This is a genomic window from Roseibium limicola (assembly GCF_017313085.1).
In the GTDB taxonomy this organism is placed as follows: Bacteria; Pseudomonadota; Alphaproteobacteria; order Rhizobiales; family Stappiaceae; genus Roseibium; species Roseibium limicola.
In genome coordinates, this window is sequence record NZ_JAFLNF010000007.1 from 134,505 (window position 1) to 157,224 (window position 22,720).

Genomic DNA, 22,720 nt, shown 5'->3' on the forward strand with positions numbered 1-22,720 from the left:
AAATGGTGGATTGAGCCAGGCGAGCAAGCAGCTTGGCAGCGTTGGCTCTGTGCTTTTCGCAGTGACCTGGATCGGGTTTTCGCGGCTGAGATCCTTCCTCGAGGAGAGCGGTCGTCATCTTCGCGGCGCCGAACGTTCTCTGGCTGTGCTGCCCTCAACAATATACTTTCACTCGTCGGCGATGAGCGCCATGAGGGCCGTACAGGGTTGGATCTCTCCAAAACAGAGGTTTCCTCCAACAAGTTCCTGGAGAAAGTTGGTTGCCTCCGAAAAATTGAGGCGGGCCATCGCCAGTGATCTTTCCAAGGCTGCTACCTGACCCCGCCAAAGCTCGACTGGACCGGCTTCGGGTGGCATTTGCCTACGACGTTCCAGGGCCAGCTCTCGATTTCTGATTTCCGCCTGAAAGTGAGCGCTCATTTGGTGTGTAAAGTCTGCAAGCTCATGTGGAATTATGTCCAGAACCGAAGCTCGGTATTGCTCCACCAGTGAGCTGATCGCGGCCACCTGTCGTGACCGGACCACGTTCACAACTTCATGCCTTTCAAGAGCCACAAGTGGTGTTCGCCCCCTGGCTAACGCGTTGTTCGTGGAAGAAGTGATTGGCTTCAGGCAAAGGTCCGCTTCTTCTTCAGTCAAATCTTGCCAGCCGTCTCGTGTCTTCCGCGCTCCAACACGTATGAGTCTAGCCGGCGCGGCAATCCTGATCTTGCGCTGGAGGGCGCGAAAAAGTATGTGAAGCGAATGTCGATCGGCACTGAGTGCTCTCTTCTGAGGGTCTGTCGGCGCGGCCTCGAGCAATTCCTTTGCTTCGGGTGTCCACAGCGGCGGGAGAAGTCCATCCGGGCAGCTGTCGAGCTGCGCTACCGAAATTACTACCTGCAGGCCAACCTCTCTAGCAGGGTGGCCCTCGGGCAGCCTGACGCTCGTCTGCACTACTGGCTTCGCTGTTCCGAAAGAATTCAGGAAGGCGGCGGCGTAACCAGCAACCATGGCATCGTGCAGCTCTGCGCCGTGATCAAAAAAGCGGAGTGGGCGTCCTGATCTTTCGCCATCTCCTGAACGCTCCCCATCATCCGTGAAAACGTTCTTGCGAGGTGGCGTAGAAATGTCTGATCTCCGATAGATGAAAGGTACGTGCCCAGACATCCAGTTTTCCCCGGACACACCTGGTAGAGGGAATGGGCTCTCGATCGTACGCCCGCGGTCGCCAACGCCGTGATACCAGATCGTCCGGAACCCGTAGGCATCGACCTTGTCACGTCGGTTACTGATATCAAAGTCGCCAGAAGCTGCAATTGACTTCAGCCATGCCCCAATTGCTCGCTCTTCTCCCCGTATTGGTGTCTCCCTCGGGTGCGAGAGTTCAGACAGCATGGCCGGTGCGGGACAGGTTTTACTACGCCAAAGATCGAAGTCGGCGGATGCCTGTCGCTGCGTGAAGGGATCAGCCCCGTTGAAACGAGAAGGCATGCCGGTTCCATTTTCCGTTAGGGCACCGAGAGCAGGAGCTGCCTTGCGCCTGATAGCAGCGCGTCCCAGAACCGTCTGCAGCTCAGCCAGTTTTGAGAGAGAAAGTGGTGGCAGCGGAGCGTCGAATACGCCCAGTGCGGCGACTGTGTCCGCAATTGCGGCTTCCTGGGAACCTTCGATCAGGATTCGCCAGATATCGACAACACGCCTCGAGCCTTTACGGTCGCCAGCAGGCCCGAGACGGTCCACGCGGCCGATCAGCTGGTCGATTCCATCGATTTCCCAAGGCAGGGAAAAGAAGATGACCCCCCGGGCAACATGGTGAAGATTAAGCCCAGCTTGCACCCAGTCGCCTACGAGCAGAAGGCGGTTTTCGCCAGACAGCAAAGGTGCGAGCGTTTCCTGAATTTCCCGGAGGTTCGTGACCCCTTCCACATCTGTCGCTGCGGGGCGCCGCAGCACAGAGATTCCGTCTGCAAGGAAAGGGAAGTACCTTGGAAGCGCTGCACGCAACATGTCGATGGTCGGATTGTCTCCACAGACGATGATAAATGCGCGATCCTCATCGCGGCACCATTGCTCCGAAAGGATGTCGAGCAAGGCTTCCAGGCGGCTGTCACCAGGATCTTCGAGTGACTTGACGCGGGCGGCTTCTGCCAGCTGACCGAGGGCCTCTCCCCGCGCCGCCAGTTCTGCGAGAACCGTTCTCGCCGCTCTCGCGCTGCGCTGCAGGGCTCGCGAAGCTGTCCACGCAGGTCCCTGGATGCCCTGGGCCGGGTCTGCACCCTCCAGCACCATGGTAGCGATCTCATGCCGCATTCGCTCGAACGTCAGCGGTTGCAGCCGAACCTGGTGATTTCGACGCTGCGGCAGATACTCACTCCAGTCGGAGCGACCGTTCCTGATGATGCGCCGTGCTGCTCCTGACTGCTTGAACCCACGCGTCCAGTCTTCTGGATTGTCCGACCCGTTCAGAGTTGCAATCGCTGCCTCCTCACGGCCCTGAAGAACGTCAGCGACGTTCCGGCCCTCCATCCGCGCAAGCGCAGCAGCCTCCGGCTCGATCATTCGCAAGATTAGTTCTCGCCAGGCAGGATCGCCTAGTCTCGGTGTAGCGGACAGAACAAGCACCTGCCGAAATTCATCCGATGCCTGTGAGATCGCCTGCATCGCTTCGCGCTGCATCGTCTGGGGCTCGTCAACGATGAGAAGATCGAAGACAGCAGGATCCGCGATGATAGTTCGCGCCTCCTGTCCAGGACGTGTCATCAGGTCGCGTGGACGCGCCAGCGTGACTGGCGACAGTTCAACTTGTGTGCCATCTCCGACAGCACCGGCGATCGCGGGCATTACGTGACCTCTGATCCAGCACTCTTCCTGCCATTGCGACAACAGATTGTCTGGTGTAACCACGAGTGTCCTGTGTCCAGGGTTTTGCCAGCGCAGGGCATTGACGATCATCAACGCTTGCACGGTCTTGCCGAGCCCGACCTCGTCCGAAATCAAGTGGCGAATATGAGTGTCCTCAAGCACCCGACGCACCGTTGCAATCTGGTGCGGCAGAGGATCAGCGGCGACTCCAAGCGCGCCACCCAAACCGATATCGAGGGCCGAGACCCTTCGCCTCAACGCCTGAACACCATTCACGAACCTAAGGTAATGGTCCATCAGTTGGCACTCCCGTTTGGCAGGTCCCCAAGCGCGAGTTTCCTTCGAAGTGCAACGTAGCGAATGGCTCTGCTCGTTCGGACGTCTGAGAGTCCCTTTGCCAGAAGCTCTTGCCAACCTTGAGTTTCCACCATCGCTTTTGGCGCAAGCCACAACTGCAACATGGTTCGGAGTTCAGAACGCCCAAGCCAGCGCTGCCCAGGTCGTCGGAAGGCGTCGACATGAATGGAGTCAAGCAGATCGATCAGATCGTCTTCGGTAAGCTCGCTGTAGAACGGCTTAACAAGTGCCGACCACCTCGCCTCAGGAAGAATGAACGGACGGAACATTGGAAGCAGCGGGATATCGCGGGATTGTTCCAGCGCCTCACGCCATGATTCTGCAGGACGGGCCATGTCAACTTCTTCGAAAGCTTCGACGCCATGCCTTTCCATATGCTGACGCAAGTCCTCGTATGCGTCGATCACGGCGAGATCGAGTTCTCCGGCCAGCTCATCATTCCACTGTAGAAGCGCTTCCGGAACATCTGGCACAACTTCACGAAACCGAACGACCAGATGATCTCGCAGAAACTCCCTGTCGGAAGTCGCCTCGATGTCTGGCAAGTCTTCACCCGAGACCAAACCGAGCGTATCAGCACACCTCAGGAGCGCCCCATGCGGCGAAAGGATCGATTGATCGATGCCCTCTTCCAGCTTGCGCCATCTCGCTCCGCATAGTTGTTCGATCAATGCAGATTCAAGCTCTTCGACCACCGTCCACCGCTGCCAGTTGCACAGCAGATCATTTGCCTCAGCGAGTTGCCATGCAACATTCGCGCGAGCCAATTCGATGAGCCCAACGCCGTTGTTGCTCGAGGTCGCCTCCCGGAGGAGCTTCGGAAGTGAGATCAAACTACGCTCCCCGAGACCCAGTCGAATGGATTCCGGTCTTGAAAGGATCAGGCCAACCGTCAGCGCCTCGTGATCGGGAGCATCCGGCAGAACCAGCCGAGTTATCTTATGATCACGATCCCCTGCCCCAAGAACCGGAGCAGTGATAGTCGCACTGATCGAAGGAAGTACCTGCCCCCCATCTCCGCTCCTGGTCCAGTTGCCCGTATCCCCGTCATAACTAATCTCGCGGCGGACCGGTGAAAGCAAGAAGACCTTCTGCAGAAGCCCCTCGACCTCAACAGACATTCGCAACCCGTAATCTTTTGCGCTTAACCCGGCCAACTGTGTCTGGATTTTTTGCAAGACCGGAGAACGGCCAGTTATCGTTGCGGGCAGTCGTTCAATCACACCTTGGGAAACGACGGTCGTTCCGTTAGGGGAGATCGCCCGAAGTCGGATCGGGACGGCCTCAAGTGCCAGTGGTGCGGTTATTCGGATCTCGAGATACCCTGCCTCGAGATCGGAGACATTTGCGTTGGTGGGAAATACCTTTACTGCTGCAGGCTCGACATCTGGCGGCTCAATGTATTCAAACTCCAGCCTCTCGAGTTCTCGGCCATCAGCTGGTTCGGTCAAATGTCGGCCGATGTCGGGTCGAAGTGCTTTCCAGTCGACGCCGCGGATGCTCAGGACTTCTCCTGACGCGATCGAACCATCAAGGAGCACTTCTGTGATGGCTACGCCGCGATGAGTAGCCAGCACCGGAAAGCCTCCGAGGAACCTATTTGAAGATCCGGGCGCAGGTAATCCAATTAGTTGCAGGGTGGGAACGCGGTCTGCAATCAAAAACCCGCGACGTCGCAAAAACTCGATGTCCGAGGGACTAGAGGTGTCCAGAATGCGGGTTTCGAGATTTCCGTCGACACCAATGCACTGAATAACGCTAGAGTTAGGCTGGAGCTTTTCGTCCGGAAAAACCGCCTGAGCTGTGAGGCCATTAGGCTCGACAGTAAAGAATTCCGGTTCAAACGGCTGCAAACGTTCCATCGTGGCATCTGCTGCTCCCTCATCGACATCAAGGGCGTCGCCACGACGCAAAGGCGATAAGGGGAAAGGCAACATCCTTTCCATGGCGATTTCACCGCCTGAAAGGAATGAACCGAGAGAGATCGCCTGAATCCCATCAACGGCCCGTATGCGGTCACCATGTATGCGCAAAGCGCCGATCACTTCGTCGCGCAGCTGGGCCGGCAATGCTGGCCCACGAATTACCAACTGCCTTGGCGCACCATCCTTCAGATCCAGAACATAACGGGATGGCGTAATCTGTGCGAGGCGCGCTGATCTTCTTGCGATCGACGACCGTGCTTCGGTGATCGCCCGAAACGCCCCCCAATCCTTTCGAATATCTCGATCGATACGCTGTAGAAAGCTCTCCGAAAGCCAGCCTTCTGCCTCGGGGATAAGCAGCCGGCGCATGACTTCAAGCGCAAGGTTTCCTTGCAGGAGCCAGTTTTCGAAGCGACGACTTACATGCCCCGCCGCCAGAACTTTGATATATTCGAGCAGCCTGTCCGTGTCTTCGGCTGCAACCCCTGCCCTGACAGCACGCCTGAGAGCGTCAGTAAGCTGTGGCTGTATCTCAAGTGGCACCACGGCGTTCCCGATCGGCCATGAGATATGAGGGAAATGGCTTTCCCATGGGCTATTGCCGGGTCGCGCCAAGCGAAGACTGGTGTGTCCGAGCTCGAACAACCGAGAAATACAAATCCGGAACGCCGGACCAGCTTCGGCCCGGAGCTCCTTGGAGAGCACTGGCCAGAAATCGCTTCCGGTACCCCGGTACCTGTAACCGACCTCTGTGGCGATCACGACTAACGGCAGATAGCTCCAGGACCAGGCGGCGCCCTCAAGTCGCGGATCCTCTTCAAGCTGCTGCGAAAGAGACTTGCCTAATTGGTTGATCGTCAGCTCATCAAGCCCATGCTCAATAGCAAACACTGGTAACAGGCCTCTGCCCGCGGCCAAGGCTGCAAACTTCTCAGCAAGCACTCTATGCTGATCAATTAAAAAACTTTGCACTTTACAGGTTCCGTCCTGAGCCGTTGTTCCGGTCGCTTTGCATCGCCAAAACAAAACTAGGCAAAAGACCATTCAACGCAGAGTTGACTATTACTTAAGCAACTGTCAATGATATTTATGCCTAGTTCAGGTGAACGCAATGTGTCGGATGTATCTGTAATTGTTAGTGATTCGCTTATGACAATGATACTGACTGATGGGAGTCCGGGCGCAATCGCGGATCTGGTCCGGCGTATCGTTCATGCACGTCGCGGCCTCAGCCGCGCCGAGGTTGTAGCTTGGGTTTCGCAGTTCGTAGATGACGTGAATCGGGCAGATGCAGCGGCTCGCATCGGAAAAGTCATCAACACGATGTGCGAGCTGAAGGACATTGGCTGTGGCACAATGCGGGGAGAACCCGTGTTGGTGGCCGTACCGGAGCGTCGGATTGCACTTCCGGATGATACGGTCGTGGTTCTCGGAGATCATGGTACCTCTGGAGGAACCACTTCCGAACAACTGTTTCCTGAAGTTGCAGGCGGCGCGACCGAGAGCCTCGTCGAATTTCTTGCCTCGCTTGACGAACCTGTCTCAATGAGTGGTCATCGCGCGCTTGAAACCATCGGGCGCTGGACTGGCGACGATCCGATGCCTCCGGGATTGCGCATGGCGCTTTCGCTCAGTGGAGCTTTTGATCCTGTCGAGCAAAAATGGTCGATCAGTAAGGAGAACGCCTCGTTCCTAAACGAATGGTTCAATCTTGCGCCCTCTATAACTTCTTCCGGTGAGGTAGAATCTCCCGACGAAAGCCAGCGACGCGTGATGCAGGCTCCTGCCTGCTCGAGAATGATTGTCGAGGCAGGCCCTGGGAGCGGCAAGACCCATGTAGCTAGTGAACGGGTTATATCCCTTGTGGAAGACGAGAATCTTGCCGCTTCACGTATCCTTCTACTCAGCTTCACCCGCATTGCAGTTGCAGAGTTGCGAGGCCGGATTAGTCGGCGGCTGCACGAGACGCCGCATGTAGCGTCATTGCAGATCAGGACGTTTGACTCTTTCGCTGCGCGTCTGCTTGCAGGTGCGAGTGTGAGTTCTTCGGGTGGGCATGATGCCAGCATTCGGGCCGCTACAAGGCTGATGCGATCGGATAACCCACTCGTTGCGGATGCGATTAGTCAACTGGAACACGTGGTCATCGATGAGGCGCAAGACCTAGTCGGTGATCGCAAGGAGATGTGTGAGGCCATTTTTGCCTTGCTGGACCCTGCCTGTGGCATCACGATCTTCGGAGATTTCGCGCAATCAATCTACGGCTATCAACGCAGGGGCACTGCGGGATCTACGTTGCTCACAGAAGTCGCGAAGCGTGCCGATTTCACTTGCGCTCAACTTGATCGCGACCACCGTACCCGGACTGAATCCTTGAGGGAAATGTTCAGCTCGGTTCGCGAGGCGCTGAGAGATGATCCGGCAGGTTCCAAAGATGGTTACTTTCGCATTCGAGAACAGATCAAGTCTGCCGCCATTGAACATGACATCACAGGGTTCGCTGTTCATCCATCGACTACAGGTGGCTTGATCCTTACGCGCAGCCGACGCGGGCTTTTCACCGCAGCTGAAGATATGCGCGCGGAAGGCAGAAGCTTCAAGCTCCGACTGCCCGACCGACCTCCGAGAATCGAAGCCTGGATCGGTGCATTGCTCGGAGGTTTGCCGGCTGCCACCCGTTTGTCGCGAGACGATTTTCGGTCGATCCACGAGGCACTAAATCCAGCGCCATCGCGCGATTTTGAGGAGTGCTGGGATATCCTTCTCGATCTGGATGCTTCAGGTCGGGATCACATATCCGTTGGTAACATCGCCGAAGGTCTTGAAGATCCGCCACTCGAACTTCTCAGCGATTATGAGGGGCGCTCGGGACCATTGCTTTCGACGATCCATGCGATCAAGGGTAGAGAGGCCGAAAGAGTCATGTTGCTCTTAACGCGGACACCGAGTAGCGACGAAGTGGACTGGGCAGAAGAGTCCCGCACGCTGTACGTCGGTGCAACTCGCGCAAGCACGGAGTTGCGGACGGGGTGGCTCAGTCAGAAAAAGTACTACACGATTGGGGAGCCGGAACGTTTCTGGGCAGCACGTCCCGATCATCGCCTTATCGAGATCGGCCTGGAGGGGGATCTCATCGACTGGGCCGAGTTCGTGCGTTCGGTTCATGTCACCAATGAGGCAGACGCGATCTCAAGCATATGGCATTTCTCGAACGATGAGCCGAGAGCCGCAGCATATCCTGACCCGGATGGGCGTCTGGTCCTGAAGACCGGAGATCATGACGGAACCGCGATCGGGTGTCTTTCTGATGGCTTCGTCGAATTGATGCAGTCGTTGCGCAAGGTCGAACCAGGGGCTGCGCTTCCGGAAGTCGTTTCGGGAATTTCTGTAGTGGGTGCGACCACGGTCGTCGTGCCGGGGCGGTCCGGAGAGGCTGCGAGCCTTGCGCTCATGCCGCTGCTCGGCGGCTTTGCCAGCATTCCTCGCTGAGCGAGAACCACTGTTTCTGGAGAAGGCAAATGATTGACGCGCGCGACACACTCCTAGAACGGATGACGATCGATCTCATTGGTCCGGAGGCGCCGGATGAACTGATTTCAGATCGGCCGACCGATCGATACCTGACCGGGATCCTTTTCCCCCCACGCACAACCATTTCACCGGAAGATGACGACGAGGCGAGTGATGCTGACGATGCGGATGCGGTTGGCACCGCCTTGGATGGGGTAAAGGCGGCCTCAGCTTTTCGCCCGAGTTCGGCCGGTCTTTCCTTTGCTGTCCATCCGATGGGTTCGGCTCCGAGATTACGGGTGCGGGTGGAGGGGGCCCATTACAGGCCGGAAAGCACGGCGAATGAAAGTCCAGATACGGCGAAAAAACGAGTGCGGAGTTGGCGACGAGACCCTCAGTTCGCCGAGATGTCACTAGATCTTGCGGAATTGCGCAAGCAGGTGGCGCCGGTTATCAGCCTCGCCAGCAGCGGGCTTGCGGGAGTTTCATTGCACTGCCGGATCGCGCCTTGGGGCGATATCCTGCTTGTCACCCTCGCGGCGACCAACGATGCGAGACCGACCGAAGCGAGAAGTCGCGCTGCAAACGAGGAAGCAACGCTTTTCCAGTTTTCACTGACTGTAGAATGCGAAGATGAATGCCGGTTCGTTCCGAAACCGGACAGGGTCGCATCGGGGAGTGACGAAGACGATGCCCGTGCATCTGCCCTACTGTATCGCAACGTGCAGCAATTCGCGGTGGGCCACACCTGTTCCGCGATGTGGGACGAACCCGTAGATGGCACTGTTCGTCGAGTCAGGACAAGCTGGTTTCCAGAGGCCACTGTCCATGTCGTCAGTGCGGAAGGTGATACCGAGTTCCAACAAGGCGATGCCAGGTTGCCACTTGCTGCGTCGTGGCTGGCATCCGAGGACAACGCCAGTCTCTTCGCCGGCCTGACATCGTTCGTCGATGCCTACGCGCACTGGATCTCGAGGATGGAAGGTGCAGTACTTGGCATGTCTGAGGAGCATGTCGAGCAGGCACAGCTGCACATGAACCGTTGCCGAACGGCTGAGCAGAGGATGCGGGTGGGTATCAGCCTGCTTGAGTCCTCACCGGATGTGCTGACTGCGTTCAGGCTCGCGAACGCGGCCCTCGCACTACAGTATTCTTGGCGCATCAATCCTCAGCCCCCCGAACTAGTTTGGCGACCGTTTCAGCTCGGTTTCGCACTCTTGTGTCTTGAATCGATCGCGAAACCCGATTCCTCCGATCGCAATACAATGGACCTGCTATGGTTTCCGACAGGCGGCGGAAAAACCGAAGCCTATCTGCTGCTGACGGCTTTCACGATCTTCCTCCGACGTCTCCGTGCAGCTGGAAATCCGAGCGGTGCTGGCGTGACAACGTTCATGCGATACACACTCAGATTGCTGACGATTCAGCAGTTTGAGCGTGCAGCAGCCCTGATCTGTGCCTGCGAGATGGTGAGGCGTGGCAAGGTCAAGCTGCAAAAGGTCAGCCTGCCCACACACTTCGCCTCGGACATGCCGATTTCACTCGGGCTCTGGGTTGGAGAAGGTGCCACGCCGAACACAGTCGCGCAGGCAGAGCAGGTACTGGGCTCGGATGCGGAAAGCTCTCCAGCTCAGTTGCGCAGCTGCCCATGCTGTCATGAAGTCCTTGACTGGAGGATCTCGGCAGACAAGGCTCGTGTAGAGGTACGCTGCCTGACTGAGACATGTGACATTGGGCAGGAGCTTTCACTTTTCCCGATCTGGACGGTCGATGAGGATGTTTATCGAGAGCAGCCGACGCTCCTGATTGGCACGGTCGACAAGTACGCACAAATCACCAGGAACCAGAAAACTGGCTGCCTGTTCGGCATCGGAACGGCGGCGGATTCTCCCGAGCTGGTGATCCAGGACGAACTCCACCTGATCTCGGGTCCCTTGGGTAGCCTCGCCGGGCTCTATGAGACCGCAATCGACGAGTTGTGTCGATCAGAGGGAGGCGTCAGATCTAAGGTCATCGGATCGACTGCAACCATCCGGAGGGCGGAAGACCAGATCAATGCCCTGTTTGACCGCCGCTCCTTTCAGTTCCCCCCGCCAGGTCTCGATCATACCAATTCCGGTTTTGCAATCGAGGATCGCGATGTACCAGGGCGTCGCTATCTGGGCATCTCAACCGTCGGCCGCTCGGCCAAGTTCACCCAACAGGCGGTCGCGGCCTCTTTGCTGCAGGCGGCGACCGACCAGACATTGTCGGGAGATCAGCGCGACGGATACTGGACCCTCGTCTACTATTTCAATTCGCTGAGGGAGCTGGGCGGCGCACTCGTTCTCATGCGAGACGACGTTGCCCGCAGCATACGAGACTATGCCTCGCGCAGGCCCGGTGAGGTCGAGCGCGACGCCGGGATGCAGATCGAGCTTACCAGTCGTGTCCGTTCCAGCGACATCCCGAAGCACCTCAAGGATCTGGAACGGGCATGGAACGACCCGGATCACGTAGACATAGTGCTGGCAAGCAACATGATCTCGGTGGGAATGGATGTTTCTCGGCTCGGCCTGATGGTCGTCAACGGTCAGCCGAAGACGATCGCCGAGTATATTCAGGCCACCAGCCGCGTTGGCAGAAGCCAGAAGGCACCCGGATTGGTAATAACCTTGTTCAACGCGGCCAAATCCCGCGACCGCAGCCGATACGAGACCTTTGCCAGTTGGCATAGCAGTCTCTACCGGGATGTGGAGGCGACGAGCGTGACCCCATTCGCGCCACGCGCGCGTGACCGCGCGCTTCATGCCCCATATGTTGCAATGGTGCGCCATCTGGTGGACGGCATGGAAAACCCGGGAGCGATCGAGCAGCATCAAAAAGAGGCTGAAGCGCTTCTGGAAACGATTATCGCCCGGATCGAGAGGATTGATCCGGTGGAGGCAGAGGCTGCTCGCGCGCAACTCAACTCGTTCCTTGACAACTGGTTCGATCGCCACGGGCTGAAGGATTACTGGCAAGACTATGGCGAAGCTCTTCTCACTTCTGCGGAAGCAGCGGCCGAGCGTGGGAACAAGGCACGATTTACCGGGCAGAAGCCGACTCCCAACTCGCTGCGTTCTGTAGAAGCTTCCGCATCATATGTTCTGTTGGAGCGCGGATCGGACAGGGAGACAAATCCATGAAGCCAATCGGAAAGATTCGCCGGAGTCAGGTTCTGACAGGAAATGGTCCCGGCGCGATCATCGACTTCAGAGGCGAGAACGGCGCGCCTGTCTCCGTAGTGGCGGCTGGTCTTGAGGCTTGGGATCAACTGGCCATCAAAAAAGGGCTTCTGAACGATCAGCGCATTCATCACGAGCCACTCCAGGCCAGATTGCAGGTGAATGGGTTCAGGTTGCCTCCAGTCGGAGACGAGAAAGTCGGCAGGGAGAAGCGACCCCGCCTCTTGCCGGCCTATCGGTTCCCGGATTGGCATGTCTGTCCAAAGTGCAACCTGCTGCAACGTAGCCGCTTCTGGAGTTCCGAGATCGGGAAACCCGAGCTGTGGTGCCCCTCCTGCAGTTCCGGGCGCGGCAAGCGCATCAGGAAAGTCTATGCGGTACCTGTCCGGTTCATCGTGACGTGTCCTGCAGGGCATCTTCAGGACTTTCCCTGGATGTCATGGCCGAAGCACGCCGAATCCTGCTCCCGCAAGAAGCCTCTCAAGCTCATCGGGGAAGGCGCCGGGTTGAAGGGGCTCAAGGTGCATTGCACCGAGTGCAAGTCCGAACGCGACCTGGATGGTGCGCTATCGCCCGGTGCCTTGGGCAAGATTTCGTGCGACGGCAGGTCACCGTGGCTAAAAACACAGACAGAAACATGCAACCATCAGCCTGTGGCCATTCAGCGCGGCGCATCAAACGCCTATTTCCCTGTGATTGAATCGGCACTCGACGTCCCGCCGTTTGGTGGTTCCTTCCGGGACACGCTTGAGGATTTCTGGCCGGACATCGTTGCGCTGGACGACAGGACGCAACTTCCCGACTTCGTGCGGAAGCGAATTCATCCGATGTGGCCTGAGCCAGACATCAGGCCGGAAGACCTGACCGCACGGATACTGACCCTGCTGACAATACTGGACAACGAAACCGGCGACCTCCGTCCCAACGAGCACCTGATGCTTTGCTCGGGCGGCCCGGACGGTGAGCAGTTCCCCGAGTTCCAGATCTCGCCTCAGGCGATCCCGAGCGATCTGAAGGGAGTTCTGGACCGTGTGGTCTCGGTCGAGAGGCTGCGCGAAGTCCGAGCTCTGAAGGCATTCACCCGTCTCAGCCCGGTGGAAGCGGCCGACAACAGCGCATTCGTTGCGCCGCTGTCCGAGAAACGGCTGAACTGGCTTCCCGCAATCGAGGTCCGGGGAGAAGGTATCTTCATCAACTTCGACGAGACTGCCGTCGTGTCATGGGAAAACAAGCCTGAAGTGGTCGACAGGGCGGCTAAAGCGCATCAGGCTGCTGAACGTGCATGGCAGGACCATAACGGCAGCGATCACCCATTTCCCATGATGATTTCTGCAAGGTTGCTCCTTATCCACACAACGGCCCATGCCCTGTCGGAACGCCTGTCACTCGACAGTGGATACTCCACGGCCTCCATCCGTGAAAGGTTGTACGTCTCATCAGGGCCCGGTGGGATGTGTGGTTTTCTTCTATACACATCCGCCCCAGACTCCGATGGAACACTGGGTGGGTTATCTCGAAAGGGACGTACCAGCGAGATTGGTCCTATCCTGCTCGCCGCGTTGCGGGATCTGGAGTGGTGCTCTTCGGATCCGCTTTGCAGCAGCGGCATCCTCTCACTTTCCGAAGGATCTGGATCCGCAGCCTGTCATTGCTGCACATTTCTTCCGGAAACGTCATGCGAGCATTTCAACCGTCACCTCGATCGCGGCTTGCTGGTCGGAATACCCGATAACCCGGGACTCGGTTTCTTCCGCAAGCTTCTGGATGGAGGGCTCTGAATATGGCTCGCATGTACCCGAGTGAACTGCCACGACATGTTCTGGACAATCCGAAATTGTCTTCGGAGATCCGAGTGTTTGAAAGCATAAGGGACAAGCTGCCCGGCGACTTTAACTGCTACTACTCACGCTCTTGGCATGAAGCGGATCACGACGGTGTCGAGTTCGACGGAGAAGCGGATTTCATAGTTGCGCATGCTCAACACGGGCTGCTGTTCCTCGAGGTTAAGGGCGGTAGGGTGAGCTGCCGCGAGTACGACGGTCAATGGCTCAGCGAGGATCGTGACGGGTTCAGGTTCAGGATCAAGAACCCGCTGTCTCAGGCGCGTAGTAGCAAGCATCACTTCCTCAAGCGCCTCAATGCAAGCAAGGCGCTCCGAGGTCGGTTCATTAGGGCACGCCATGGTGCGATCCTTCCCGGCAGTGTCCGATACGGACGGGCCCTGGCACCAGATGCACCGCTCGAGATCATCGCGTTCGGGGATGACATGGCAACTCTTGATCGCTGGATTGTCCACCGGATGACCGAGGGCAGTGACCAGCGTGAAAGCCCCTTGGGACCGGATGGCCTCAGAGCGCTTGAAGAGCTACTTGCCAGCCATTTCGAGCTGAAGGCACACATTGGCATCAGTCTTGCCAACGATGCTAAAACCATTGAGCAACTGACAGCCGAACAGGCTTGGATCCTCGACTCGCTCGCAGACAACATGGAAATGGCGATTTCGGGTGGTGCAGGCAGTGGCAAGACAGTACTGGCAGTCGAAAAGGCCATCAGATCAGCCGCCGAAGGCCGCCGCACTCTTCTGACCTGCTACAACGCGCCGCTCGCCGCCCATCTTCGCACTGTCTGTCAGGGTTACGATGGCCTTGTGGTGGCCAGTTTCCATGCGCTGTGCCGAAACCTCGCTCAGAAGGCCGGAGTCGAGCTGCCCCCGGATGGCGACCAGTCCATGTTCGACCACCTCCTTCCCGAGGCATTTGTCGAAGCGATCAGCAACCATCCCAATCTGGGCTTTGATACCATCATCATCGATGAGGGGCAGGATTTTCGTGACTCTTGGTTGAATGCTCTGCGTATGGCTATAAGGGATCCGGAGACTGGGGGCTTCTATGTTTTCTACGACGACAACCAGCGCCTGTTCTCTCCTGAGAAGGGGTTCATCGATGCACTGCCCGCGTCGTCCATCGCACTGACAAGGAATCTTCGAAACACGCGACGAATTCATGCTCTCATGGCAAAATGGTATCAGGGTCGACGAAGCATCCCTGCAGGACCTGAGGGAGAGCCAGTTGGAAACCTCGTTTGTCGCAAGGGCGAAATGGCCCTTTCGCGCGTAAACGAACGGATTGCACAACTGCTGCGCTCCGGCCAAGTTGCGCCGGGGCAGATTGCGGTTCTCTGGGGAACAGGTAGTGCTTCCATTACTCCTCCTGAAAAGATCGCCAGCAATGCGATCTGCCGAGCTGATGATATTCGGTCCGATCACATCGTCTTCGACACTGTCCGGCGCTTCAAGGGGCTGTCGCGACCCTGCGTCTTCCTCGTCGGGATCGAGGGCCTAACCGACCCTGAATTGATCTATGTCGCAACAAGCCGCGCAAATGTGCTGCTGAACATCGTCGGGACAGCCGAGGACATTGCACGCCTCATGCAGGAAGTTGAGACCAGCGAGCAGTGAGGGCGCCAAGTTGGGAGTTATCCTTAGTCGAACAGATCTATCTTGTCCGGTCCGGAGCCGACTCGAGAACTCAGCGGATAATAGCTTTTGTCGCACCTGCCGGATCGCGGAAAACAAAAGTAAGTCTGGTTCAGGCGGCTTAAGGGCTTCCGCTTTCCCAGGTCGTTCATTTCTTACGCGGTTTGGGCCTATCATCGGTTTGCGTTGATTACAGCAGATGTTGAAGATCTCCTTGCAGAGCGGGGGATTTGTGTCAGCCGGGAAACGATCCGCAAATGGGTGAACCGCTTTGGCCGGCATTGTGCGCGCTGCATTCGCCGGGATAGACGAGAGCCAAACAGAAAATGGCATCTGGATGAAGCCTTGATCGTCATCGGCGGTGTGAAATACTGTCTTTGGCGAGCCATGACGATGATGGCGATGTGCTCGACATCCTGGTTCAATCCCACCGCAATTCAATGGCAGCCAAGCGTTTCTTCTGCGGGCTGGTCACGCAATTCGGCGAGCCCAGGCTCGTGGTAACCGACAAACTGCGCAGCTACACCAAGCCGGTTCGCCAAGGCTATTGAAACCGGTCTGATATCGCGTAAGCGTGGTGCCGCAATCGTCGGCAACTCGGTCGAGACGATCGATCTCGAAAACGCTCGCGACAAGAGCCGCGCTGCCAAAATGGGCGTTGCGTATTCCGTCCACCCTGAAACGCCGGCGGCATCTGACGAGACACCAGCGGCGAATGATTCCGATGCCGAAGATCGCATCGACGGCATCGTTGAACAAGACGTCGACGAACTCCTCGATCGCGTCGAACAAGCCGAAACCGCCTAACGGAGACTTCACATGACAAACAAAACCGCCGCCGGGGATAGCACCTCGGCGGTAAACGAACTGACTTTTCTGACGCTATTCAAGCTTTGAGGGAGGAGAGAAGATTGTTTAAAGGAAATATGAAGAAATTTTAAGATTAGAATTATGTATAAGTGCCGGATAAGTAAGAAAAGCCGCCCTGTTGAGGTGATATTGATTTAATGTCTAGAAACAGAACTGTTGCATTTACTGAGTAATCGTGTATAATTTGTGCATCCTGTGGAGAGTTAATCTTTATTTGATCTTTTGTTTCTGGCACTGTCGTAAGGAGTGAATGCCGAACATGACCAACGCACGCACTGCCGCCCGCGCAGAGCGGACAAAGAAAGCTAGGAGAGCTGTCTTCGATGCGCGAAGGAAGGAACGCATCGTGAGTCACACAAAGCCGTCCGGCATCGGGCCGGATGACGAGTACCGGGAACTGACTCCTTTGTGTGTGAGCACGTTCGATCTCGGTCGCGTGGAGTACCATTGGAGACCCCGGACGGCGCATATGCGCGTCCAGGAAATGCGCTTCGGCACTATCTTCTCCGGACCACTTCGACCGCAACGCATGGCCGCAGAGCTGATGAAGGAAAAGCTCGAAACTCAACAGAGGCTCTTGCGATATCTCAGCAACGCGGAAAGATCGGAGTACCGGAAACTCCGCGCAATCGAACTGCGTGAACAGTCCCAGACACCGCGCACTTACTCGCAAAACCGACGCTTCCGGCAAGCGATAGCGGATCTGTAAATCCGCCGGCGATAACCCCGAGCGGTGTCTGAAAAAGATTCCGCTCACAATCCTTACCCCATCGGCATTTGTAAACATATTTGACAAGCTATTGGAAAATAACTGGAAATCGATGTTGCGCCGGCGGCAGGGACGTCCAACTATCAATACAGATGACGCGCAAGGGGCGCTCATCGCAGTGCCGAAAACTGCAACATCAGGAGAACTGAAATGATCGATTACAACGAAGCCCTCGCACTCGAAGCCGCATCCGCAATCAAGAAGCACGCCGACTACAATGGCGATGCGGTGTCGCACGAAGCATTCGATCTCGCATGCGAATGTCTCGCCGGCGCAATCGAAAACTACAACATGAATGATGGGGAATACAGCGGCTGGTTCGATGGTTCTCACGTTGTCGAAACTTACTCTGAAAATTTCGAAGGCATCGAAGGCTTTTCAGAAGAAGATTACAAAGCAGCAGAAAAGCAGGTCGGCTTGGGGCTTCAAACACTGATTGCTGAATCTGAAACAGAAGAAGCCGCATAAAGCGTAGATCCGGGGCTACCGCCCCGGCCTTCCCCCGAGCCGCCAAGCGCCGGCGGCTCCGGAGAGGATGACCTCCACCATCGGCCCGGAGGTGCCTCATCCGTCACTTCCTAGAAAACTTCCCGGCCCGGAAACGACGCCGGGATTTTTTTGTTCGCCGGCTGTTGTAAGTTGCCTGAGCTCGCAACAATATTACTTATACACGTAATATTGTAAGCAATCGAGTTACCGAAAATTGCCGGGAACGATGTCGAAAAACGACCCAAGGGGCAGGCGATGCGCACACGTGTATTCGCCGGCGCGCCGCCGCGCCGTCGACCGTGGATTCCGAGGCTCGTTCGTTCGAAGCCGTGTTGACGACCGCGACGCCGGTGCTCACTTTCGTTCCGACCCGGGGAGGATGCACCGATTTCGTTGAGGTCGATGAAGTCATTGTGACTTCCGGTCTCGACCTCTCCCGGTCTCGCGGCATGCCGCTGTTGGCCTCTCACTATCAATGGGCACTCGATCACGTGCTCGGCCGCGTCGAGGGTGTTTGGGTCGGAGACACCGAGCATAGATCCTCCGTCCTCTTCCGGGCATCGCTGGCTTCCAGCCGAGCAGACCTGATGCCGGACACTCGAAAGCCGATTGCGATTCCATGCTCCTTGGTGGCCTCAAGAGGGATGAAGCCGGAATGCGCGCATGTCTGCGTCGTCCGGACGAGATTCCGGCGGAGTCGTACACATTGCCTTCGTCAGCCTGACGCACAACATCGCCGTCAGTGAGTTCTGCAAGTCGACGACCGCTAAACGTCTGTACGCGGGCGACCTCAAGGGCGCATGCGACGCCGGAAAATGGTGGAACAAGGCAGGTGGCCGAACGGTGCGCGGCCTCGTCAACCGCCGGGCGGCCGAGCATGAGCTGTGTCTCAAGGGAGTGCGCTGATGCTCCCGGCAGTGAAAGCTCTTTCCGCTCTCCTACGGCCGAAGGTTCTCTTCGGCATCGCCATCTCCACCGTGCTTGCGCTGAGCGCGTGGCACTACTTGTCGCTCCGGGGTGATCTCACCGATGCCCTTGAATTTCTTGAGGGTGAGCGCGATGCTCGTATCGCCGCCGAGATCCTCGCGAAATCGAATGCCGAGCAGGCACTTGCCGCCGACCTTGCGCGTCGGGAGGTAGTCGCCGCGCTCGAAGCCGCACAGGCGGAGGCAGATGCCGCGCGGGAGAGGACGTCGGTTGCCGAGCGGGCGATCCTCGAAACTGCACCGGAAGACGACAGGCCGGTGGCGACCGTTCTGGAGGTTCTGAGGAAGCACAGGCTCGGAGGCGTCGACGAATGACGGGATGACGATGAGGTCCCCGTCGCCGACAGCTCTACGGACGATTGTCGTCGCAGTTGTTTTTTCCGGGTTAGCACACAGAGCCGACGCCGCATATTCAGGTTGTCGAGCGAAAGGTAGAAATCCCGCAGTCGCTTCTTCGGTGTCTCGCGGAGCCGAAGGTCGGGAAGTGGACATCGCGGAAAGACGTCGCTTTTTTCATTTCACGTCTCGCGGACGCCGGGGAGGACTGCCGCCGGAAGCTGGGGAGCATACGGCGGCTGATAGATTGACGATCTGTTGTGAAAAACATTTGACACATCACGAGCTATTTCGGGCTTTTTGTGCCAAATGTTTTACATTCACGCCGCCTGATCGACGTTGACGTCGACTGAAGCAACGGCCTTCAACTGTTCGCCGATGAATCTCATGCACGGCACAGCCATGGAATTTCCGAGTGCTTTATAGCGCGGCCCGTCCGCCGCGAGATTCCCGCCTCGATACGGCACCGACGTCCAGCCATCTGGAAAGCCCTGGAGACGCTCGCACTCAACCGGCGTCAATCTGCGAATAACCCATTCTGCCGAAGCGTTATCGTTTGCGCTAAGTTTTATGAGCGCGGTCGGTCGCTGGTTTGACCCGCTTTCGCCAGCGCGAAGCGTCGGTGCGATCTCTTCCTCGTATCCGATGCCGCGTGCCTTGTCGCTGTTTCCAGCGGAAAAGGCGGCGGCGAACGCGACGGCGGGCTCTCCGGATGTAACGAACGTCGGAGAAACGTCTTTCGAAAAATTTGCGTATGTGACACCTGACTGAAAGCCGTAACAAACAGCAGGTGCCATCCCGCCCGACGATTTCCCGGCAGTGATAGTAGGCATCAAATCCGTTGACACGCTTTCATCGTCAATTATTCCGTAAACGCTTTTGCCTTGAGAGCCTGCTCCAGGTCTTCCGGCAGTCGCTTCCCGCGACGGGTCGCTCGCGTGAGAATCCCCTCGCAGGCTTTCTGGCTCAAATAGGATTTCTCCGGGGCATCCGGATCCAAAACTTGCGACAAGGAAACAACGTTTGCGACGCTGGGGGACTCCGAAATATTGAGCGTCGAGTGTGCGCCACGCAATTTTCCGTTGTTCGATTCCGGCAACATAACCTGAATCTGGCCATTTTTTCCCTGCCGGCTGCAAAGCATTCCCGGGATCTTCTGCAAGCGACGCCAGGAGGCACCCGAAACCATCTGATTTGTCACTATAAACTCCCTTCACATTCTCCCAAACGACATACTTCAAGCCGTTGATTTCTCTCATTCGTTCTGCCAATTCGCAGAAAACGAGCATCAGGTTTCCTCGAGCGTCATCAAGTCCAAGCCGACGCCCGGCAACGCTGAAACTTTGGCACGGACTGCCACCCTCGAGCACGTCCACCCGGCCCAGCTTCCGGAGGTCTGCGTCCGATATCTGCGAGATGTCTCCGAAATTCGGGATGCCGTCGACCGGCAGTTTCGAAATCGCACGAATGGCATTCCGGCGGCTCCGGGCTTCCATGTCGTCGATGCCCTCGTCATCCGGTGACGGCATGTAGATCGGACGTCCGGCGCCGCACCTGTGATGCAGTGCATGTGCCGCGAATGGATCGATGTCGGCGAAACCCACGAAGGTAAAGCCAAGAGGTTTCCACGCCGCCGACGCGGCGGAGATCCCGCTGAAAGTCGAGAGCACGCGCATCAAGCCGCCGCCTCGATTGCATCTCCGATATCGATCTGTTCCTCGTCGAGACGTAGGATCCGCTCGATCTCGCGTTCACGCGAGAGGCGCATATCGCGCTCGGCTCGAGTTTCGCCGTTGATCATGATGCTCTCTGCAATCGCGAGAGATAGCATGATGCGATTGATAGCGGCGTCCCGGGTGACGTCGAGAAGCGCGTCAGAAGGCTTCCCATCGAAGCCGGGCGATGCATATTTGCGCACCGTGCTCACTGAATACCGCCGTGTGTCGCCCCGACGCGAAAGCCGCTCGTTGATCGCGTCTGTAAGGTCGGTTGCGGTCATTCCGCTCACCGCCTTAAGCGCCTCAAACCCGCGCTTGTGTGGATGTTTGAATTCCTCTTTCTGCATTCGGTTCTCCTGTTTCCGGCACCGCTTGTTTGCGATGACGCACTCCAAGGGTTTACCGAACGGCGGAGATCTCAAAGCGATTTTCTAAATTTTCTCAATTAGTTATCGCAAAAATGTTTACACGCCCAGATGTTCCAAGGGGTTAGAAGGCGAAAAAACTTTGAATCCGAGATCGTACGAAAAAATCTTTCGCCGGCGGTTTGGCGTTTGCCGCCGGCGGACGAATGATCAGGGTGTCGGAGGGCAATGTCGCCTTGGCAACAGGAGAAAAACATGGGAATCTTGAGCAAAATCGCCAGCGCAATCAGAGCCGGTATGGCAAAGATCGGAGACGGACTGGTCTTCGTCGGCGGCGCATTCGTGCACGTCGGCTCCGGCGTCTGGAACGGCTTCAACTATTTTTGGGACTGGAGCTACGAGCGCGTAGAGCAAGTCGTCAGTCTGCCGCGCAAGGCAATCCTCGGCGACGGGGCTGGCGGCGGGCAGATCATCCAGCCGCCGGATTATTCGTCCGACGTCAGATCGGCGGAGAGGGATCTTGCAAGCTCGATTGCAAAGCGGAAGTCCGGCGAGTCCGGACACGACTTCACAGAATTCAATCTGGCACCAGCCGGAAGCGTTGGCGCGAAGGTGTACGCATATGCATTAGCTGACAAAACGGCGCGCATGATGTTTGATCTCGATGAACTGCCGCTGCGTGTGTCGAGTTGGCTGACGTCACTCACAGATCGACAGCTCAGGCGCCTGGCGGCGGCTGGGGATAAAGCGTGCGAGGCAATCGCCGGCGGCATGGAACTGAGAGTCCTTGGGATGTCTGGAATTCCGGAATGCGAAGCGCCGGTGCAGACAGCAAGTCAAGATGCCAGTCAGGCTATGCGTGATCTGCTGAGAGCGACACTTGAGCCAGGCGGTCTTTCTGCAAAAGAATCCAGTTTCGATAGCCGACCGGAATTCGGCTGATTTACGTCAGTATATAAAGGCCATGGATATACGCTCATATATAAAAGCCTCCGAGGATGATCCCGACGGCTTTAATGGATGGTCGGTATCTCGCTCTCATCAGCGTCGTCCAAGTCCGGGTCCCGAAATTCAATGTCTTTGTGTTCGGAAAGAAACCGGCCGTGCTTTCTAATCGCTGCTTCGAGTTCCGGAATCTCATGCATGAGATCTCGGAGAGCGGGTGATGCATTCTCGTAGAGCTTGTCTTCAGACATGAGCGCGGCTCCGAAGGATCCGATCACGCGATACGATTGCTTTACGTAGCATTGCGTTCTCAGCTTCGAGATCGGCGATGTGCTCCAAGGCGGCCTTGGCGAGCCTGAGGGCGTCGGCGTGAGCGATTTGCATCCCGGAAATGTGAGCAGCTTCTCTCGCCGCGTTGAGTTCGTCGATACGCTCGAGCTTTGCCTGCCTTGCCGCTTCGATGCTGCTGAGTGCGGTCTGTGCGAAACCGGCCGCGAGAACAGCGGTGCCGGCAATCATTCCGCCGACCAGTGCCTTTCCGTCATCTGCCATTGTTGATGTCTCCTGTTGTTGGTGTAAACGTAGCCGGTCGAGGAATTCGCGGCAAGAACGAACAAGGAACATCGTTATTCAGACGCCGGTTGAAACTTTCAAATTGCTCGCGCACGATTAACGGAGATCGGCCTTGGCCGATGAGAACATAGTAAGAACAACGGAAGTCTGCGATTCGTGGAAGTTTTTCGGTGCGTGGCCTGAGTGTGGCCTGAAATAATAAGTCGTTGAAATATATAAAGAAAATTGGTGATCCCGGCGCGATTCGAACGCGCGACCCTCAGATTAGGAATCTGATGCTCTATCCTGCTGAGCTACGGGACCACTGTTGAGTGCCATATCATGTTCGCTCAGCGCTGGCGAGACCTTCGGG

The 22,720-nt window shown here is 57.1% G+C and carries 16 protein-coding genes, 1 tRNA gene and 1 pseudogene; 11 read left to right on the forward strand and 7 right to left on the reverse strand.

Annotated elements, in window-relative coordinates:
• Nucleotides 1–168: 168 nt before the first annotated feature.
• Nucleotides 169–3,141, reverse strand: coding sequence for an SNF2-related protein (locus J0X15_RS15770; RefSeq protein ID WP_206942752.1), 2,973 nt, complete (start codon nucleotides 3,139–3,141; stop codon nucleotides 169–171).
• Nucleotides 3,141–6,098, reverse strand: coding sequence for a hypothetical protein (locus J0X15_RS15775; RefSeq protein WP_206942754.1), 2,958 nt, complete (start codon nucleotides 6,096–6,098; stop codon nucleotides 3,141–3,143). Before J0X15_RS15775 ends, J0X15_RS15770 begins: the two co-directional genes overlap by 1 nt.
• Nucleotides 6,099–6,503: 405 nt before the next feature.
• On the opposite strand from J0X15_RS15775, the gene J0X15_RS15780 reads away from it, so the two are divergent.
• The 10 genes and pseudogenes from J0X15_RS15780 to J0X15_RS15825 all read left to right on the forward strand — a co-directional run bounded on the left by J0X15_RS15780 (nucleotide 6,504) and on the right by J0X15_RS15825 (nucleotide 18,746).
• On the forward strand, nucleotides 6,504–8,615 hold the full coding sequence (locus J0X15_RS15780) for a UvrD-helicase domain-containing protein (protein WP_331461928.1): 2,112 nt from the start codon (nucleotides 6,504–6,506) through the stop codon (nucleotides 8,613–8,615).
• Between the two features lie 29 nt (nucleotides 8,616–8,644).
• Nucleotides 8,645–11,803 (forward strand): helicase-related protein, encoded by a 3,159-nt coding sequence (locus J0X15_RS15785; protein ID WP_206942758.1) that lies wholly within the window; start codon nucleotides 8,645–8,647, stop codon nucleotides 11,801–11,803.
• Entirely contained in the window at nucleotides 11,800–13,620 is a 1,821-nt protein-coding gene (drmB, locus tag J0X15_RS15790) for a DUF1998 domain-containing protein (RefSeq protein WP_206942760.1), read from the forward strand. The genes J0X15_RS15785 and drmB overlap by 4 nt, the downstream gene beginning before the upstream one ends.
• A gap of 74 nt (nucleotides 13,621–13,694) precedes the next feature.
• Entirely contained in the window at nucleotides 13,695–15,299 is a 1,605-nt protein-coding gene (locus J0X15_RS15795; protein WP_206942762.1) for an ATP-binding domain-containing protein, read from the forward strand.
• Nucleotides 15,300–15,467: 168 nt separating this feature from the next.
• Nucleotides 15,468–15,856: pseudogene (locus J0X15_RS15800) on the forward strand (IS6 family transposase); the annotation flags it as partial.
• 112 nt (nucleotides 15,857–15,968) lie between these two features.
• Entirely contained in the window at nucleotides 15,969–16,124 is a 156-nt protein-coding gene (locus J0X15_RS15805) for a hypothetical protein (protein ID WP_206942764.1), read from the forward strand.
• A 409-nt stretch (nucleotides 16,125–16,533) separates the two neighbouring features.
• On the forward strand, nucleotides 16,534–16,896 hold the full coding sequence (locus J0X15_RS15810) for a hypothetical protein (protein ID WP_206942766.1): 363 nt from the start codon (nucleotides 16,534–16,536) through the stop codon (nucleotides 16,894–16,896).
• A gap of 210 nt (nucleotides 16,897–17,106) precedes the next feature.
• The gene (locus J0X15_RS15815) at nucleotides 17,107–17,424 is read left to right on the forward strand and encodes a hypothetical protein (RefSeq protein WP_206942768.1); all 318 of its coding nucleotides are present in this window, start codon (nucleotides 17,107–17,109) and stop codon (nucleotides 17,422–17,424) included.
• 684 nt (nucleotides 17,425–18,108) lie between these two features.
• Nucleotides 18,109–18,351, forward strand: a complete 243-nt coding sequence (locus J0X15_RS15820) for a glycoside hydrolase family protein (RefSeq protein ID WP_206942770.1) — start codon at nucleotides 18,109–18,111, stop codon at nucleotides 18,349–18,351.
• Nucleotides 18,351–18,746, forward strand: coding sequence for a hypothetical protein (locus tag J0X15_RS15825; RefSeq protein WP_206942772.1), 396 nt, complete (start codon nucleotides 18,351–18,353; stop codon nucleotides 18,744–18,746). Before J0X15_RS15820 ends, J0X15_RS15825 begins: the two co-directional genes overlap by 1 nt.
• Before the next feature lie 341 nt (nucleotides 18,747–19,087).
• On the opposite strand, the gene J0X15_RS15830 is transcribed toward J0X15_RS15825, so the two are convergent.
• Both J0X15_RS15830 and J0X15_RS15835 read right to left on the reverse strand, forming a co-directional pair.
• Entirely contained in the window at nucleotides 19,088–20,443 is a 1,356-nt protein-coding gene (locus J0X15_RS15830) for a DNA cytosine methyltransferase (protein ID WP_206942774.1), read from the reverse strand.
• Nucleotides 20,443–20,832 (reverse strand): hypothetical protein, encoded by a 390-nt coding sequence (locus J0X15_RS15835; RefSeq protein ID WP_206942776.1) that lies wholly within the window; start codon nucleotides 20,830–20,832, stop codon nucleotides 20,443–20,445. The genes J0X15_RS15830 and J0X15_RS15835 overlap by 1 nt, the downstream gene beginning before the upstream one ends.
• 273 nt (nucleotides 20,833–21,105) lie before the next feature.
• Here J0X15_RS15835 and J0X15_RS15840 point away from each other — a divergent pair, with 273 nt between their 5' ends.
• On the forward strand, nucleotides 21,106–21,792 hold the full coding sequence (locus tag J0X15_RS15840) for a hypothetical protein (RefSeq protein ID WP_206942778.1): 687 nt from the start codon (nucleotides 21,106–21,108) through the stop codon (nucleotides 21,790–21,792).
• 71 nt (nucleotides 21,793–21,863) lie between these two features.
• Here the strand turns inward: J0X15_RS15840 and J0X15_RS15845 are convergent, their stop codons facing one another.
• From J0X15_RS15845 to J0X15_RS15855, 3 genes are all read right to left on the reverse strand, one after another.
• Nucleotides 21,864–22,046 carry a hypothetical protein gene (locus tag J0X15_RS15845; protein ID WP_206942780.1) on the reverse strand — a complete coding sequence of 61 codons (183 nt, stop codon included), beginning with the start codon at nucleotides 22,044–22,046 and terminating at the stop codon, nucleotides 21,864–21,866.
• Nucleotides 22,039–22,347, reverse strand: a complete 309-nt coding sequence (locus J0X15_RS15850) for a hypothetical protein (protein WP_206942782.1) — start codon at nucleotides 22,345–22,347, stop codon at nucleotides 22,039–22,041. Before J0X15_RS15850 ends, J0X15_RS15845 begins: the two co-directional genes overlap by 8 nt.
• A gap of 247 nt (nucleotides 22,348–22,594) precedes the next feature.
• Nucleotides 22,595–22,671: transfer RNA gene (locus J0X15_RS15855), tRNA-Arg, on the reverse strand.
• Between the last annotated feature and the right edge of the window lie 49 nt (nucleotides 22,672–22,720).

Excerpts from the sequence above, each read along its gene's own strand:
- J0X15_RS15770 (WP_206942752.1), bottom strand. The coding sequence starts at position 3,141 with ATGGACCATTACCTTAGGTTCGTGAATGGTGTTCAGGCGTTGAGGCGA.
- J0X15_RS15785 (WP_206942758.1), top strand. The coding sequence starts at position 8,645 with ATGATTGACGCGCGCGACACACTCCTAGAACGGATGACGATCGATCTC.
- drmB (WP_206942760.1), top strand. The coding sequence starts at position 11,800 with ATGAAGCCAATCGGAAAGATTCGCCGGAGTCAGGTTCTGACAGGAAAT.
- J0X15_RS15805 (WP_206942764.1), top strand. The coding sequence starts at position 15,969 with ATGGGCGTTGCGTATTCCGTCCACCCTGAAACGCCGGCGGCATCTGAC.
- J0X15_RS15815 (WP_206942768.1), top strand. The coding sequence starts at position 17,107 with ATGATCGATTACAACGAAGCCCTCGCACTCGAAGCCGCATCCGCAATC.
- J0X15_RS15820 (WP_206942770.1), top strand. The coding sequence starts at position 18,109 with ATGTCTGCGTCGTCCGGACGAGATTCCGGCGGAGTCGTACACATTGCC.
- J0X15_RS15825 (WP_206942772.1), top strand. The coding sequence starts at position 18,351 with ATGCTCCCGGCAGTGAAAGCTCTTTCCGCTCTCCTACGGCCGAAGGTT.
- J0X15_RS15830 (WP_206942774.1), bottom strand. The coding sequence starts at position 20,443 with ATGCGCGTGCTCTCGACTTTCAGCGGGATCTCCGCCGCGTCGGCGGCG.
- J0X15_RS15835 (WP_206942776.1), bottom strand. The coding sequence starts at position 20,832 with ATGCAGAAAGAGGAATTCAAACATCCACACAAGCGCGGGTTTGAGGCG.
- J0X15_RS15840 (WP_206942778.1), top strand. The coding sequence starts at position 21,106 with ATGGGAATCTTGAGCAAAATCGCCAGCGCAATCAGAGCCGGTATGGCA.
- J0X15_RS15845 (WP_206942780.1), bottom strand. The coding sequence starts at position 22,046 with ATGTCTGAAGACAAGCTCTACGAGAATGCATCACCCGCTCTCCGAGAT.
- J0X15_RS15850 (WP_206942782.1), bottom strand. The coding sequence starts at position 22,347 with ATGGCAGATGACGGAAAGGCACTGGTCGGCGGAATGATTGCCGGCACC.